Raw genomic sequence first — 15,215 nt, forward strand, 5'->3', positions numbered from 1 at the left:
TCGCTGCAACCTACGCTCCAGCATGTGGGAGCAGCGCAGCGTTTTGGAGCATCCGCCATTAGAGCGATCCGCCTGCGAGCCAACCAGAAGCCACGATTACCGCTGCACGGGGCGCCGCAAGGGCTTCCCGATTTGTGATAAAGGGAGGCCCCGATGCACAAGCCACCACGCACTCGTTCCGAGCTGGCCGACGTGCTGTTCCGCCTGCGCCGCAGCTTTTTTGCCCTGGCCGCCTTCAGCGGCGTCATAAACGTCATGATGTTGACGCCAGCAATTTATATGTTGCAGGTGTACGACCGCGCCCTGGTCAGCCGCAACGTCACCACCCTGACCATGCTCACCCTGCTGGTGATCGGCTTGTTCATGCTCATGTCGGCCCTGGAGATGGTCCGTACCCGCGTACTGATCCGGGTCGGCAACTTCCTCGACATGGACCTCAACCGACGCATCTTCAGCGCTGCCTTCGAACGCAACCTGAGCCGCGCCGGCGGCAACCCGGCCCAGGCCCTGCAGGACCTTGCGCAGGTGCGCCAGTTTCTGACCGGCAACGGCCTGTTCGCCTTCTTCGATGCCCCCTGGACGCCGATCTACCTGCTGGTCTGCTACCTGATCCACCCACTGCTGGGGCTGGTGACGCTGATCGGCTCGCTGATCCTGGTGGGCCTGGCCTACCTCACCGAGAAGGCCACGCAAAAACCCTTGGCCGAGGCCAACCAGGCGGCCATGTCGTCGGCCAGCTATGCCAACAACAACCTGCGCAACGCCGAAGTGATCGAAGCCATGGGCATGCTGCCGGCGATAGGCAAGCGCTGGTACCAGGGGCACTTGCGCATCCTGCAGATGCAGACCCTGGCCTCCGACCGCGCCGCAATGATCAGCAGCACCGGGCGCTTCGTGCGCATCACCTTGCAGTCAGTGATCCTCGGTGCCGGCGCACTGCTGGCGATCGAGGGCAAGATCACCCCCGGCATGATGATCGCCTGCTCGATCCTTACCGGCCGCGCCCTGGCCCCGGTTGAACAGGCGATCGCCGCGTGGAAGCAACTGCTGGGCTGCCGTTCCGCCTGGGGCCGGCTCAACGACCTGCTGCACGACTACCCGCAGCGGCCACCGAGCATGTCGCTGCAGCGGCCAATGGGCATGCTGGCCGTGGAAAACGTGATCGCCGGCGCCCCCGGCACCAACAACAACATCGTGCGCGGGGTCAGCTTCAGCCTGGTCCCGGGTGAAAGCCTGGGCATCATCGGCCCTTCGGCCTCGGGCAAATCCACCCTCGCCCGCCTGCTGGTAGGCGTGTGGCCGACCCAGGCCGGCAAGGTGCGCCTGGACGGCGCCGACATCTTCACCTGGAACAAGGCCGAACTTGGCCCGTGGCTCGGCTATCTGCCGCAGGATGTGGAGTTGTTCGAGGGCACCATCGCCGAGAACATCGCACGCTTCACCGAAGTGGACAGCGAAGCGGTGATCCGCGCTGCCCGCAGCAGTGGCGTGCACGACATGATCCTGCGCTTCCCGCAGGGCTACGACACCCGCCTGGCAGCCGACGGCAGCCCGCTGTCCGGTGGCCAGAAGCAACGCATCGCCCTGGCCCGTGCGCTGTATGGCGAGCCGAACCTGGTGGTGCTGGACGAGCCCAACGCCAACCTCGATGACGTTGGCGAAAAGGCCCTGGTCGATGCGCTGGCCGAACTCAAGGCGCGCGGGGCCACGGTAATCCTGATTTCCCACCGGCCTAATGTGCTGTGCGCGGTCGACAAGGTGCTGATGCTGCGTGACGGTGCCGTGCACATGCTCGGCAGCCGCGACGAAGTGTTCGCGGCGCTGCGCAAGGCCAGCGTGATCCCGGCGGCGACCGCAGCGCCGCTGGCCTCGGTAAAAGCACGGGAGTGATCGATCATGCAGATGACCCAACACACCGAATTGATTCCCGCCGAGGCCCGCAACGGTATCGACCTGGACATGGGCCGGCCGGCACGCTGGGGCGTATGGATGGTCATCGCCGGCTTTGGCGGCTTCCTGCTGTGGTCGTGCCTGGCGCCACTGGATGCCGGGGTGGTCGCCACCGGCACGGTCAAGGTCACCAGCAACCGCAAGGCGGTGCAGCACCTGACCGGCGGCACGGTCGAGGCGATCCTGGTGCGTGAAGGCGACATGGTGAAGAAAGGCCAGGAGGTGGTACGCCTGGACGCCCTGCGCGCGGTAGCCGAACAGGGCGCGGTCAGTGCCCAGTACATCGTCAGCAAGACCGTGGAAAACCGCCTGGAAGCCGAACGCGATGGCCGCGACAAGGTCACCTTCGACCCTGCCCTGCTCAAGCACTACGGCAACGACCCGCGCCTGCTGGCAGCCATGGACCTGCAACAGCGCCTGCTGGACACCCGCCGCGCCGGCCTTGCTGGTGAACTGAGCATCCTCGAGGAAAACCTGGCCGCCACGGCGGTGCAGCTCAAGGGCCTGCAGCAGGTGTACGGCGCCCGCGCCTCGCAGATCGGCTTCCTCAACCAGGAACTGCAAGGCACACGCGTGCTGGCCGCCGAAGGCTATGTGCCACGCAACCGCCTGCTGGAGCTGGAGCGCAACAATGCCGACCTGTCCGCCGGCCAGGCCGAAAACCTCAACAACATTGCCCGGGCGCGCAGCCAGGCCACCGAGATCAAGCTGCGCATCCTGCAACGCCAGCACGACTACCTCAAGGAAGTGGAATCGCAACTGACCGATACCGCCAAGGAGAACACCACCCTGGCCGATCGCCTGCGCGCGCTGGACTACGAAGTGACCCACACGGTGATCCGCTCGCCGATCGACGGCATGGTCCAGGCACTGAGCATCGCCACGGTCGGCGGCATCATCCAGCCTGGAGCCAAGATCATGGAGGTGGTGCCGCTCGACCAGCCGTTGCAGGTCGACGCGATGATCCCGGTGCAGGCCATCGACAAGATGGTGCCGGGCCTGGACGTGGACCTCGCCTTCCCGGCCTTCAACCATGCGAAGACACCGAACATCCCCGGGCGGGTCATGACCATTTCCGCCGACCGCCTGATGGACGAAGAAAGCAAGCAGCCGTACTACCTGGCCCAAGTGGAAGTGACGCAAGGCGGCATGGGCCTGCTGGGCAGCAACCACATCCGCCCCGGCATGCCGGCCACCGTCACCATCAAGACCGGCGAGCGCAACCTGCTCAGCTACCTGCTCAAGCCGATGCTCGAACGCGTGGACGCCTCGTTCAAGGAGCAATGACATGAATCGCCCGTGCCTGATGTTGTGCCTGTTGGGGTTGTCCGTACAGGCCAGTGCCATGGACCTGAAGCAAGCCTGGGACCTGCTGCAGTACCAGGGCCCGATCTACCGCGCCGCGGTGCACGAGAAAGAAGCCGGCAGTGAGAACCGCGCCATCGGCGAGGCCGGCCTGCTGCCGCAGATCAACGCTGCGGGCTACTTCAACAAGGTCAATGGCAGCCAGCGGCAGAATGGCCGGGACAGCGACCTGGACTATGACTCCAAGGGCGCCAACGTGCGGTTGCGCCAACCGCTGTTCAACAAGCAGAAGATGGCCGAGTACCGCCAGGGCCAGCAACGTGCCGACTACAGCGTGGCGGTGTTCGATGCCAAGACCCAGGACGCTGCGGTGCGCCTGGCCGACGCCTACTTCGACGTGCTGCTGGCCAGCGAAACCATCACCCTGGCCAAAGCCAAGCTGAATGCCTTCGAAGAGCAGCTGGCGTCGGCGAAGCGGCGCATGGAGCTGGGTGCCGGCACCATCACCGACATCGACGAGTCAGTAGCCCGTCGCGACCTGGCCGAGGCCGACCTGATCGAGGCCCAGGACAACCTGGTCAACGCCCGCCGCAAGCTGGAGGAATACATCGGTGAAACGCCGGAGTCGCTGACCACCTTGCAGCCGGGCTTCAGCACCCCGCCGCTGATGCCGGGCAACCTGCAGGACTGGCTGGTCAAGGCCCAGGCCGACAGCCCATTGATTCATGCGCGCCGGCACAACTACGAGCTGGCCGAAGAAGAAGTGAAACGCGCCCGCGCCGGGCACTGGCCGACCCTGGATTTCGTGGCGGGCTATACCGCCGGCAGCAGCCAGTCGATTTCCGAACTGAACCAGCGCAACCACTACAGCTCGATCGGGCTGGAGCTGAACATTCCGTTGTACAGCGGCGGCAGCACCAGCGCCCTCACCCGCCAGGCCAGCGCCAACAGTTCCAAGGCCCTGGATGAACTGGACGCCACGCGCGAGGAAGTGATTTCCGGCACCACCCGCGAGTACCGCGGCGTGCAGAGTGGCGCCTTGCGCATTCAGGCGCTGGAAAAGGCCGTGGCGTCGAACGAACGCTCGCTGCTTTCGGCCCGCAAGGGTTTCCGGGAAGGCGGCACCAGCACCAACTCGGATGTGCTCAATGCCGAGGAGTTGCTGTTTGACGCCCGGCATGACCTGTTCGAGGCGAAGCTGAACTACCTGATGTCGCGGCTGCGCCTGGCATCGTCGGTGGGCAGCCTGGGGGATGACGATATCCAGCAGATCAACGATTACCTCGGGCCGGAACTATTGGTTACCAATTGATGCTGCCTTTGTGGGAGCGGCCTTGTGTCGCGAAAGGGCCGCAAAGCGGCCCCGGCAATTTCTGCATTGGTGCTGAAACCCTGGGGCTGCTGCGCAGCCCATCGCGACGCAAGGCCGCTCCCACAGGGTATGCGGCGCCTACCGCTTTTTGCTCCATTTCAGGCTATGATCGGTCACCCCGCCGCGGACACCCTGCCCCATGCCCGTAGACCTGCAAGCGTTATACCCCAGGCTGATCCACCTGATGCTGGACACGGTGTTCGTGGTCGACCGGGACAACCAGATCGTTTTCGTCAGCGATGCCTGCGAGGCGCTGCTGGGCTACCGGGCCTGCGAACTGATCGGCACCCCGATCACCGACTACATGCACCCTGACGACCTGGCGATCACCCGCGCATCGATCGTTCGGGTGATGAACGGCCAATCCCACTACGACTTCCGCAACCGCTACATCCGCAAGGATGGCGGTATCGTGCATATCCTGTGGGCCGCCTGCTGGTCCGATGAGGCCGATGCCCGCATCGGTGTGGCGCGGGATGTCACCGCCCAACGCCAGGCCGAGGAGGAACTGCGCTTCCTGGCCCACCATGACCCACTCACCCGCCTGGCCAACCGGGCCATGTTCAATGAGCGGCTGGACACCGCCCTTGCCGCGGCCCGTCACCACAACCACCCGCTGGCGTTGCTGTTCATCGATATCAATGACTTCAAGGACATCAACGACAACCACGGCCACAGCGTGGGTGACCGGGTGCTGTGCACCCTGGCGCGGCGCCTGGAAGGCTGCGTAGGTGCGACCGATACAGTGGCGCGGATGGGAGGTGACGAGTTCACCGTGCTGCTGACCGACTACGTGTCGCCAGAGGCCATCGCCGAACAGGTGGCACGCATCCTGGCCGCCATGGCCGAGCCACTCGGCGCCGAGTTTGCCGGCATCGACGCGCCATCCTGCAGCATTGGCGTGGCCCGTTTCCCCGAGGACGGCAACGATGCCGACATGCTGCTGCGCCATGCTGATGGCGATATGTACCGGATCAAGCGACAGCGCGCTGCGGCAGGCTGAGCGCTCTGGCGGCCGCCAGCGGAAACGAGCACGACGGAGATGACCATGCGCAACCCTGAAGACGCCTTGCTCGACAGCTGGCAGCACAACGCCCAGGCCTGGATCGATGCGGTACGCAGCGGCAGTATCGAGAGCCGTCGCAAGGTCACCGACCAGGCCATCCTGCTGGCCATTCTTGGCCGCCAGCCCGAACGGGTGCTCGACCTGGGCTGTGGTGAAGGCTGGCTGCTGCGCGCGCTGGCCGACCGGGGTGTCGAGGCGGTAGGTGTGGATGGAGACCGGGCGCTGGTGGATGCCGCGCGTGCTGCAGGCTCCGCCGAGGTGCACCTGGCCAGCTATGCACAGCTGGCCGCCGGGCAGGCCTATGTTGGCAAGGACTATGACCTGATCTGTGCCAACTTCGCCCTGTTGCAGCAGGACATTATTCCGTTGCTGGCGGCGATGAATGCGTTGCTGGCGCCCGGCGGTGCGCTGGTGATCCAGACCCTGCACCCGTGGAGCGTGGCGGATGGGGATTACCAGGATGGCTGGCGGGAGGAGGCGTTTGCCGGGTTCGCCGGGGATTGGCAGGTGATGCCGTGGTACTTCCGTACCCTGGCCAGCTGGTTGAACGCGCTGGACATGGCGGGGTTGCGGCTGGTCAGCCTGCAGGAGCCACAGCACCCGCAGAGTGCGCTGCCGCAGTCGCTGCTGTTGGTGGCCGAGGGGCGCTGAACCGCAGTGGCTTTACCGGCCTCATCGCCGGCAAGCCAGCTCCCACAGGTACTGCACTGGCCTATCGGGCCGTGGTGATCCTGTGGGAGCTGGCTTGCCGGCGATGAGGCCGGTACAGGCAGCAACTACAGGACCGGCTTGCGCGCCGCCCCGCTGCGGGCCTTGGCCATGGCTGCCAGGCGCACCGCAACGTTGGCTGCACCGTAACCGGCATAACCACCCTTGCGCTGGATGATCTCGAAGAAGAAACGCTCTTCGAACGGCTCGGTGTACACGTGGAACAGCTCGCCGCCCTGGGCATCGCGGTCGTACAGCACGTTGTAGTAGGCCAGTTCGCTGAGGAACTCGTCGTCGAAATCGAAACGCGCCGCCAGGTCGTCGTAGTAGTTCAGCGGGATCTCCAGCAACGGTACCCCAGCCAGTTTTGCCCGCGCCACCTCGCGGAAGATGTCGTCGCAATCGAAGGCGATGTGGTGCACGCCCGAACCGCGGTAGCTGGACAGCGCATGGGCGATGGCGGTGTTGCGGTTTTCCGAGATGTTCAGCGGCAGGCGCAGAGTGCCGCATTGGCTACGCAGGGCGCGGCTCTTGACCAGGCCATAAGGGTCCGGCAGCACCACTTCGTCGTCGGCAGCGAAATCGAACAGGCTCTTGTAGAACAGCACCCAGCTGTCCAGCGACTCGGCCGGCAGGGCCAGGGCCATGTGGTCGATACGGCGCAGGCCGCCGGTGGCCGTGGCATTCTTGTCCAGGCTGAAGTCGGTGTCATACAGGGTCTGGCCGGCAGTGCTCTGCTCCACCAGATACAGCAGGCTGCCATCTGGCGCACGTACCGCCGGCACTTCGCACTCGTTGGGCCCGACCAGGCCACGGAACGGCTGGCCACGGAAGGCGGTGGCACGCTTCAGGGCGGCCTGCTGGTCCTTGACCCGCAGCGCGGTGGCGCACAGCGACGGCCCGTGGGCCTCGAAGAAGTTGTGGCCGAAGGAATAGGGTTCGGCGTTCAGCACAATGTTGATATCGCCCTGGCGCAGCAGCTGCACCTCTTTGCTGCGGTGCTTGCCGGCATCGGCAAAGCCCAGGCGCTTCAGCCAGCTGCCCAGGCGCGCGCCAACGGCTTCGTCGACTGCGAATTCGAGGAACTCCACGCCGTCATAGGCACTGGCCGCCGGTGGGGTGAACAGCACACCGGGCTCGATCGAGGTACCTTCCTGCTCCAGGCGCAGGCGGGTGTGCTCTTCGAGGTACAGCAGCGAACGCAGGCCGTCGGCGGCGTTCTGCCGGGGCGGTGCGGCGCGGAAACCGTCGTTGAAGATTTCCAGCGACAGCGGCCCGCGGTAGCCAGTGGCAAGAATTGGCGCCAGGAAACCGGCCATGTCCATCTCGCCCTGCCCCGGGAAGCAGCGGAAGTGGCGGCTCCACTCCAGCACATCCATGGCCAGGATCGGCGCGTCGGCCATTTGCACGAAGAAGATCTTGTCGCCGGGGATGTCGCGGATCGCGCTCGGGTCGCCCTTGAGCGACAAGGTGTGGAAGCTGTCGAGGATCACCCCGAGGGCCGGGTGGTCAGCCTGGCGCACCAGGTTCCAGACTTGCTGGTAGGTGTTGACGTGGCGGCCCCAGGCCAGGGCTTCGTAGCCAATGCGCAGGCCGCGTTTGCCAGCGTGCTCGGCCAGCAGGCGCAGGTCGTCGACCAGCAATTGCTCTTCGCCCAGGGCATCGGCCTGGACGTTGCTGCATACCAGCACCAGGTCGGTGCCCAGTTCCTGCATCAGGTCGAACTTGCGCTCGGCGCGGTCGAGGTTTTTCTGCAGGCGGTCGCGGCGGCAGCCCTCGAAATCGCGGAACGGCTGGAACAGGGTGATGGCAATACCCAGGTCGGCGCACATCTGCCGAACCTGGCGCGGGCTGCCGGCGTAATAGAGCAGGTCGTTTTCGAAGATCTCGACGCCGTCAAAACCGGCGGCGGCGATGGCTTCGAGCTTTTCCGGCAGGGTGCCGCTCAAGGACACGGTAGCGATCGAACGCTGCATGGCGGGAGTTCCTTGTTGTTGGAGGGTTGAGGCCAGGGCTGCCTGTTCCGGCCCAATCGCCGGCAAGCCAGCTCCCACAGGATTGGCGCATGCCTTGTGGGAGCTGGCTTGCCGGCGATTGGGCCAGACCTGGAAAATCAGGACCACAGTTCCTGGCACGATCGATTATTCGCAGGTAAAGTCGTCGCTTCAATCTCTTTGTACGGAATGGTTAGTTTTGCGTTCGATTATCGCACAAAACCGGTTTTAGCGAATTGCCAGTCCACTGGCCCGTGGTCAACATGAACCACAGACGCAGGCACACCGACCCTCGCCTCCTGCCTTGGCGAATCTCCGGCGGAACCTGTGCAAACAACAATAACAACGGAGACAACGATGGCTCACTCCAGCTCTCAAGCCAAGAAAGCGACCGCCAGTGGATGGATAGGCTCGGCACTCGAGTACTACGACTTCTTCATCTACGCCCAGGCCGCTGCGCTGATTTTCCCGCAGATCTTCTTCCCCAACACCGACCCGAAAATGGCCATCATTGCCTCGCTGGCCACTTACGGCGTGGGTTACCTGGCGCGCCCGGTCGGCGCCTTCGTGCTGGGCCACTGGGGTGACACCCGCGGCCGCAAGAACGTACTGCTGCTGTGCATGTTCCTGATGGGCCTGTCGACCATGGCCGTTGGCCTGCTGCCCACCTACCACGACATCGGCCTGCTCGCCCCGGCCTTGCTGGTAGTGCTGCGCCTGATCCAGGGCTTTGCCGTGGCCGGGGAAATCTCCGGTGCCAGTTCGATGATCATGGAGCACGCACCGTTCGGTCGACGGGGCTACTACGCCAGCTTCACCCTGCAAGGCGTGCAGGCTGGCCAGGTGCTGGCGGCGGCAGTGTTCCTGCCACTGGCCTACTTCATGCCCAGCGAAGCCTTCAACGACTGGGGCTGGCGCATTCCATTCCTGATGAGCGCCATCGTGCTGATCGCCGGCTTCATCATTCGCAAGGAAGTGCACGAAACCCCGGCGTTCGTGAAGGAAGAGAAGCAGGACAAAGTCGCCAAGTCGCCGATCAGCGAGGCCTTCCGCCACAGCTGGAAGCACATGGTGCTGGTGATGTTCATGGCCTTGATGAACGTGATCCCGGTAGTCGCCACCATCTTCGGTGCGGCCTACGCGGTGCAGCCGGCCTATGGCATCGGCTTCGACAAGAGCGTGTACCTGTGGATTCCGGTAGTCGGCAACATCGTCGCGGTGCTGGTGATTCCATTTGTCGGCAACCTGTCCGACAAGATCGGCCGTCGCCCGACCATGATCGCCGGTTGCCTGGGCTCGGGCCTGCTGGCTTTCGTCTACCTGTATGCGATCAGCATTCAGAACGTACCGCTGGCGTTCGCCTCGTCGATCGTGATGTGGGGCATGGTGTACCAGGGTTACAACGCGGTGTTCCCAAGCTTCTACCCAGAGCTGTTCCACACCCGCTACCGCGTTTCGGCCATGGCCATCGCGCAGAACATCGGCACCATGCTGACCGCCATGCTGCCGGCGCTGTTCGCCCTGGTAGCCCCGCCTGGTTCGGACAACATCCCGCTGGTGGTCGGTGGCCTGGCGTTCTTCATCACCTGCGTGTGTGCCCTGGCAGCGTACATCGCCCCGGAAACCCATCGCCTGGCGATGGAAGACCTTGGCAACCCCGATGCCAAGCCGATGGACAAGACCGCGTATGAGGCTAGCCGTAAAGGGAGCTTTCAGGCGGTGAGCCACTGACAGATTGCAGGGGGCTGCTCTGCAGCCCATTCGCGGGCATGCCCGCTCCCACCTTGACCGCATAGGCTCCAGGTCTTGTGCGGTCCCTGTGGGAGCCCTTTCGCCGGCAAGCCAGCTCCTACCTTGACCGCACAGGCTTCAAGTCTTGTGCGGTCCCTGTGGGAGCTGGCTTGCCGGCGAAAGGGCCGCAACGCGGCCCCGGCAGTTTCAGCCCTTGACCACTTCCTGCAAGCGCGCCCAGAGCTGTTCGACATGCTCCCGCTCGGTCGGCAATGCGCCAATCGACACCCGCACCATCCACCGCCCATCCAGCGTCGCCGGCGTCACATAGGCATCCCCGGACGCGTTCAGCCGTTCGGCCCAGCCCTTGGTATGCGCATCCAGCGCCTCCCCTTCCAGCCCCGCCGGCCGATGGCGAATGCACAACGTCTGCAACTGCACCGGCGCCAGCACCTCCCACTCCGCCGCCGCGCCGATTTGCCCGGCCAGCCACTGGGCATTGTCCAGGTCACGCCGCAGCCGTGCCTGCAACGCCTCGACCCCCTCGCTGCGCAGCATGAACCATAGCTTCAACGCACGGAACCGGCGGCCCAGCGGGATACCCCAGTCACGCAGGTTCTTCACCTCGCCATCCACCGCCGACTGCAGGTAGCTGGGGTTGGTGCTCATCACCCGGATCAGGTGCTGCGGGTCGCGCACGTAGTAGATCGAGCAATCGAAGGCCACGCCCAGCCACTTGTGCGCGTTGACCACCAGCGAATCGGCCAGCTCGATGCCGTCCCACATCCAGCGGCATTCCGGCAGGATCATCGCCGAGCCGGCCATGGCCGAGTCCACGTGCAGCCACAAGCCATGGGCCTGGGCGATCTCGCCGATCGGCCGCAGCGGGTCGAGGGCCGTGGTGGCGGTGGTGCCGGTGGTCGCGACCACGGCGCAGGGCTGGTTGCCGGCGGCCAGGTCCTGCTCGATCGCCGCCTGCAGTGCTTCCGGGCGCAGGGCATGGCGTTCGTCGGTCGGGATCAGGCGGATGTTGTCGCGACCGAAACCGGCCAACAATGCGGCCTTGTCCACCGAGCTGTGGGCATGGGCGCTGACATAGACGATCAACGGCCTGGCCTGGGCTTGCAGGCCGCCGCGTACCAGTGCGTAGTCGCTGGCGCGTTCCCGCGCGCAGATCAGCGCCACCAGGGTACTGGTGGATGCGGTGTCCTGGATCACCCCGCTCCATTGGCCAGACAGGCCCAGCAACTGACGCAGCCAGTCGAGGGTGGTTTCCTCCAGCTCGCTCAGGGCCGGGCTGGACTGCCACGACAGGCCCAGCACGCCCAGGCCAGTGCTGAGGAAGTCACCGAGGACCGACGACAGGGTGCCGTTGGAGGGGAAGTAGCCGTAGAAGTCCGGGTGCTGCCAATGGGACAGGCCGGGCATGACCAACTGGTTGACGTCGTCGAGGATCGCAGCGAAAGGTTCGCCTTGCAGGGGGGCCTGAGCGGGCAAGGCGGCCTTGAGATAGCCGGGCTCGACCTGGGCCATGACCGGGCGCTCGCCGACGGTCTGGCGGTAGTCGGCGATCAGGTCGATCAGTTGGTGGCCGTACTGGCGGAATTGTTCGGGGGTCACCTGGGGTCTCCTGTGGGTGGTTCGCTGCCTGTACTGGCCTCTTCGCGGGTAAACCCGCTCCCACAGGTACTGCATCGTTTGTAGGAGCGGGTTTACCCGCGAAGAGGCCGGTACAGGCAACACAATGCCCCAGTCTAGGCACCTATCCCGAAGTGAATAACCCCGCCTCACGCATACCTGCTATGGCAAACCCGCATGCCCGCCCTGCACGCCAAACTGCGACTGGCGCCACAACTCGAACACCCGGTTGCGCAACCAGCGGTGTTCGGCCGAGGCCTGCAGGCGCTGGTGCCACACCACCCAGTAGCGCTGGCTGTGGTCGATGAAGCCCAACGGCCGCCAGGCCAGATCATGCAGGCGGCACAGCTGCCGGGCGATGTGCTCGGGCACGGTGGCCAGCGCCTGGCTGTTGGCGATCACTTGCACGGTGGCAGAGAAGAACGGCACTTCCAGGCTGACCCGCCGTTGCAGGCCCTGGGCGCGCAAGTGGCGGTCGATGAAGCTGTCCTTGTCGCCTCCACCGGAAATACGCACATGCTTGTGCGCCAGGTAGTCGGCCTGGCTGAGCGCGCCGTGGGCGGCCAGCGGGTGGTCGTGGCGCATCAGGCACACCGCGCGGTCCTCGCCCAACAGGCGCCCGTGCAGGTTGGGTGGCGACTCGTCGAACAAGGTGGTGGCCAGGTCGATCTCGCCGCTGGCCAGCAAGGCGTACTGGCCGGCCTGCCAGGTGCGGTACTCCAGCGATACACCCGGCGCTTCGCGCTCCAGCGCCGCCACCAGCAGCGGCAGCATGTGCTCGGCCACGTAGTCCGAAGCGGCCAGGCAGAAACGCCGCTCGCAGCGCGCCGGGTCGAACACCGCGGGCTGGCGCAGGGCGTGCAGCTCTTCGAGAACCTGGCGCAGGGGTTCGACCAGGGCTTCGGCGTGTTCGCTGAGCACGTAACCACGGCCCTGGCGCACCAGCAAGGGGTCGTCGAAGGCTTCGCGCAGGTGGGCCAATTGGCGGCTGAGGGCGGACTGGCTGACGCCCAGGCGCTCGGCGGCGTGGCTGAGGTTCTTCAGCTGCAGCAGGTGGTCGAGGGTGCGCAGGTGGGCGAGGCTGAGGGAGGCGAAAGCGGGGTTCATCGGGGTTCGGCTCCAGACCGCTGGCGAGGGCTTTGCCCTCGTTTCGCGACACAAGGCCGCTCCTACATGGGTCATGCGTTCCCCTGTAGGAGCGGCCTTGTGTCGCGATGGGCCGCAAAGCGGCCCCAGAGAAGCAGATCAGTCAGTCAGACCAACATAAACGTTCTGCACGTCATCGTTCTCGTCGATGGCTTCGAGGAACGCTTCCACCTCGGCCAGCGCTTCGGCACTCAGGGTTGCCGCGCTCACCGGGTTCTTCGGGGTGTAGCCGATCTTCGCCGAGGTCACGGTGAAGCCGTGCTCCGGCAGGGCCTTCTGCACGGCGTCGAGGTCGGTGGTGTCGGTGATGAACAGGGTCGAACCCTCTTCGTCGCCTTCCTCGAAGTCCTGGGCGCCGGCTTCGATGGCCGCCATTTCCGGGTCGGCGTCGCCGTTCGGAGTGGCTTCGATCAGGCCGACATGGTTGAAGTCCCAGGCCACCGAACCGCTGGCACCCAGCTGGCCCTTGCGGAACAGCACGCGGATTTGCGCGACGGTGCGGTTGACGTTGTCGGTCAGGCACTCGACGATCAGCGGTACCTGGTGCGGGGCGAAACCTTCGTAGCTTACCGCCGAGTACTGCACGGCATCGCCGTCCAGGCCCGCGCCCTTGCGGATTGCGCGTTCCAGGGTCTCGCGGGTCATCGAGGCCTTCTTGGCCTGCTCGATGGCCAGGCGCAGGCGTGGGTTCATGTCCGGGTCGGCGCCGGACTTGGCGGCGATCTGGATCTCTTTGGACAGCTTGCCCATGATCTTGCCTTTGGCGTTGGCCGCGGCTTCTTTATGTTTGGCTTTCCACTGTGCGCCCATGTCGACTCTCTTGTTTCAGCGGCCGGTTCAGGAAGCGACCGGCCAAAAGTGGGTGCAGTTTATACGCCCTCTGGCCTGTGTTCGACAAGAAATCTCATCAGCCTTTATCGGCCTTGCCCGCCGCCGCGGCAAACCGCGCCAGGCGCACATCCAGCCTGCGCGGCCGCAGCCCACGGTCCTCGGCCCGCTCCTTGCGGCGGATGGCATTGCGCACCATCAGCGAGCCCAGGTAGCGAATCGGCTCGGGCGGGAACAGCCCCAGCGGCCCCTTGACCAGCGGCGAACGGGTCCATGGGTTGTCCAGCCCCAGCGCCAGCGACGACAGAATCTGCCCGCCCATGTGGCACGGCCCGACGCCGCTGCCGGAGTAACCAAAGCCGTAGAACACGTTGCCCTGCCCGTCCAGCCGGCCAAAGAACGGCAAACCGGTCACCGAGCGGTCGGACGGCCCGTTCCAGCTGGCCGCCAGCGGCACCTCGGCCAGCGCCGGGAAAAACCCGCCCAGGCTTTCACGCAGCAGCGGCCGGTACGGCGACGGCTGGTCGAACACCGGCAGCATGCGCCCGCCATAGGCGAAGGTATTGCCGCCCTTGCCGAGCATCAGCCGACCATCGGAGGTGTTGTGGTAGTAATGCACGAATATCCGCGAATCGAGCACGCTGATGCCGCTGTCCAGGCCGACCTGGTGCAACAGCTCGGGGCAAGGTTCGGTGATCACCATGTCGCTGGAAACAATCGCCACGCTGCGCTCGAACTGTGGGAAAGCCCGCGCCATCCAGGCATTCAGGCCCAATACCACGCGGTCGGCGCGCACCGTGCCATGGGCCGTGCGCACCTGCACCGGGGCGCCGTGCTCCAGGCCGGTCATGGCGGTGCCCTCATGGATGCGCACGCCGCGCTGCAAGGCCACCCGGCGCAGGCCGCGCACCAGCTTGCCCGGCTGCACCGTGGCCGCGGCCGGCGAGAACCAGCCTTCCAGGTGCCGCGCCGAACCCGCCAGGCGCTGCACCTGCTGCAGCGGCAGGCGGCGAAACGAATTGATCCCCTTTTGCTCCAGCGCAGCGATCACCGAGTCGGTGGCGCCGACCTGCGCGGCGTTGGTGGCGGTGTACAGCGTGCCGTCCAGGCGGTAGTCGCAATCGATGCCATTGGCCGCGCAGAACGCGCCGATCTCACCGATGCTGCGCTCCGACTCACGCACCAGGCGCACCGCCTCGGCCACTCCGAACAGCCGCTCGAGGGTGAAGTACTTGGCCGACCAGGACAACGCACAGCCACCATTGCGGCCACTGGCACCGGCACCGCAGATATCGGCCTCGATCAGCACGATATCCAGGGCCGGCACCGCTTCCTTGAGCATCAGCGCGGTCCACAGGCCGGTATAGCCGCCGCCGACGATGCACACATCGCAACGGGCATCGCCTTGCAGCGGCGGGCACACCGCCTCTTGCGCCGAATCCAGGGCCTGTTGCAGCCAGAAGGGTCTCATTCGCTC

At 65.4% G+C, this 15,215-nt stretch carries 11 protein-coding genes; 6 read left to right on the forward strand and 5 right to left on the reverse strand.

The features are described from left to right. The first annotated feature begins 153 nt into the window (after positions 1–153). The 5 genes from CAG46_RS21760 (at position 154) to CAG46_RS21780 (ending at position 6,344) form a co-directional block, all read left to right on the forward strand. A complete protein-coding gene (locus CAG46_RS21760; protein ID WP_085619184.1) occupies positions 154–1,890 on the forward strand; it encodes a type I secretion system permease/ATPase in 1,737 nt (578 codons plus the stop codon). Between the two features lie 6 nt (positions 1,891–1,896). Next, positions 1,897–3,237, forward strand: a complete 1,341-nt coding sequence (locus CAG46_RS21765; protein WP_085592711.1) for an HlyD family type I secretion periplasmic adaptor subunit — start codon at positions 1,897–1,899, stop codon at positions 3,235–3,237. Between the two features lies 1 nt (position 3,238). Next, complete coding sequence (locus tag CAG46_RS21770) at positions 3,239–4,567, forward strand: TolC family outer membrane protein (RefSeq protein ID WP_085619186.1); 1,329 nt, start codon at positions 3,239–3,241, stop codon at positions 4,565–4,567. 199 nt (positions 4,568–4,766) lie between these two features. Continuing rightward, on the forward strand, positions 4,767–5,630 hold the full coding sequence (locus CAG46_RS21775) for a sensor domain-containing diguanylate cyclase (protein WP_085619188.1): 864 nt from the start codon (positions 4,767–4,769) through the stop codon (positions 5,628–5,630). Between the two features lie 45 nt (positions 5,631–5,675). Continuing rightward, positions 5,676–6,344: a bifunctional 2-polyprenyl-6-hydroxyphenol methylase/3-demethylubiquinol 3-O-methyltransferase UbiG gene (locus CAG46_RS21780; RefSeq protein ID WP_085619252.1), complete on the forward strand. Its 669-nt coding sequence runs from the start codon at positions 5,676–5,678 to the stop codon at positions 6,342–6,344. A 125-nt stretch (positions 6,345–6,469) separates the two neighbouring features. Here CAG46_RS21780 and quiC read toward each other — a convergent pair whose 3' ends face one another. Continuing rightward, positions 6,470–8,377, reverse strand: a complete 1,908-nt coding sequence (gene quiC / locus CAG46_RS21785; protein ID WP_085619190.1) for a 3-dehydroshikimate dehydratase QuiC — start codon at positions 8,375–8,377, stop codon at positions 6,470–6,472. A gap of 375 nt (positions 8,378–8,752) precedes the next feature. On the opposite strand from quiC, the gene CAG46_RS21790 reads away from it, so the two are divergent. Next, on the forward strand, positions 8,753–10,126 hold the full coding sequence (locus tag CAG46_RS21790) for an MFS transporter (RefSeq protein WP_025338609.1): 1,374 nt from the start codon (positions 8,753–8,755) through the stop codon (positions 10,124–10,126). 207 nt (positions 10,127–10,333) lie between these two features. Here CAG46_RS21790 and CAG46_RS21795 read toward each other — a convergent pair whose 3' ends face one another. The 4 genes from CAG46_RS21795 to CAG46_RS21810 all read right to left on the reverse strand — a co-directional run bounded on the left by CAG46_RS21795 (position 10,334) and on the right by CAG46_RS21810 (position 15,209). Then, complete coding sequence (locus CAG46_RS21795) at positions 10,334–11,746, reverse strand: DOPA decarboxylase (RefSeq protein WP_085619194.1); 1,413 nt, start codon at positions 11,744–11,746, stop codon at positions 10,334–10,336. A 180-nt stretch (positions 11,747–11,926) separates the two neighbouring features. After that, the gene (locus tag CAG46_RS21800) at positions 11,927–12,871 is read right to left on the reverse strand and encodes a LysR family transcriptional regulator (protein WP_085619196.1); all 945 of its coding nucleotides are present in this window, start codon (positions 12,869–12,871) and stop codon (positions 11,927–11,929) included. A 138-nt stretch (positions 12,872–13,009) separates the two neighbouring features. Further along, positions 13,010–13,720 carry a YebC/PmpR family DNA-binding transcriptional regulator gene (locus tag CAG46_RS21805; protein ID WP_024086772.1) on the reverse strand — a complete coding sequence of 237 codons (711 nt, stop codon included), beginning with the start codon at positions 13,718–13,720 and terminating at the stop codon, positions 13,010–13,012. Positions 13,721–13,817: 97 nt separating this feature from the next. Continuing rightward, positions 13,818–15,209 carry an FAD-dependent oxidoreductase gene (locus CAG46_RS21810; RefSeq protein ID WP_085619198.1) on the reverse strand — a complete coding sequence of 464 codons (1,392 nt, stop codon included), beginning with the start codon at positions 15,207–15,209 and terminating at the stop codon, positions 13,818–13,820. Positions 15,210–15,215 lie beyond the last annotated feature (6 nt).

The organism is Pseudomonas sp. B23(2017), from assembly GCF_002113725.1.
Lineage (GTDB): Bacteria > Pseudomonadota > Gammaproteobacteria > Pseudomonadales > Pseudomonadaceae > Aquipseudomonas > Aquipseudomonas putida_Z.

Excerpts from the sequence above, each read along its gene's own strand:
- CAG46_RS21760 (WP_085619184.1), top strand. The coding sequence starts at position 154 with ATGCACAAGCCACCACGCACTCGTTCCGAGCTGGCCGACGTGCTGTTC.
- CAG46_RS21765 (WP_085592711.1), top strand. The coding sequence starts at position 1,897 with ATGCAGATGACCCAACACACCGAATTGATTCCCGCCGAGGCCCGCAAC.
- CAG46_RS21770 (WP_085619186.1), top strand. The coding sequence starts at position 3,239 with ATGAATCGCCCGTGCCTGATGTTGTGCCTGTTGGGGTTGTCCGTACAG.
- CAG46_RS21775 (WP_085619188.1), top strand. The coding sequence starts at position 4,767 with ATGCCCGTAGACCTGCAAGCGTTATACCCCAGGCTGATCCACCTGATG.
- CAG46_RS21780 (WP_085619252.1), top strand. The coding sequence starts at position 5,676 with ATGCGCAACCCTGAAGACGCCTTGCTCGACAGCTGGCAGCACAACGCC.
- quiC (WP_085619190.1), bottom strand. The coding sequence starts at position 8,377 with ATGCAGCGTTCGATCGCTACCGTGTCCTTGAGCGGCACCCTGCCGGAA.
- CAG46_RS21790 (WP_025338609.1), top strand. The coding sequence starts at position 8,753 with ATGGCTCACTCCAGCTCTCAAGCCAAGAAAGCGACCGCCAGTGGATGG.
- CAG46_RS21800 (WP_085619196.1), bottom strand. The coding sequence starts at position 12,871 with ATGAACCCCGCTTTCGCCTCCCTCAGCCTCGCCCACCTGCGCACCCTC.
- CAG46_RS21805 (WP_024086772.1), bottom strand. The coding sequence starts at position 13,720 with ATGGGCGCACAGTGGAAAGCCAAACATAAAGAAGCCGCGGCCAACGCC.
- CAG46_RS21810 (WP_085619198.1), bottom strand. The coding sequence starts at position 15,209 with ATGAGACCCTTCTGGCTGCAACAGGCCCTGGATTCGGCGCAAGAGGCG.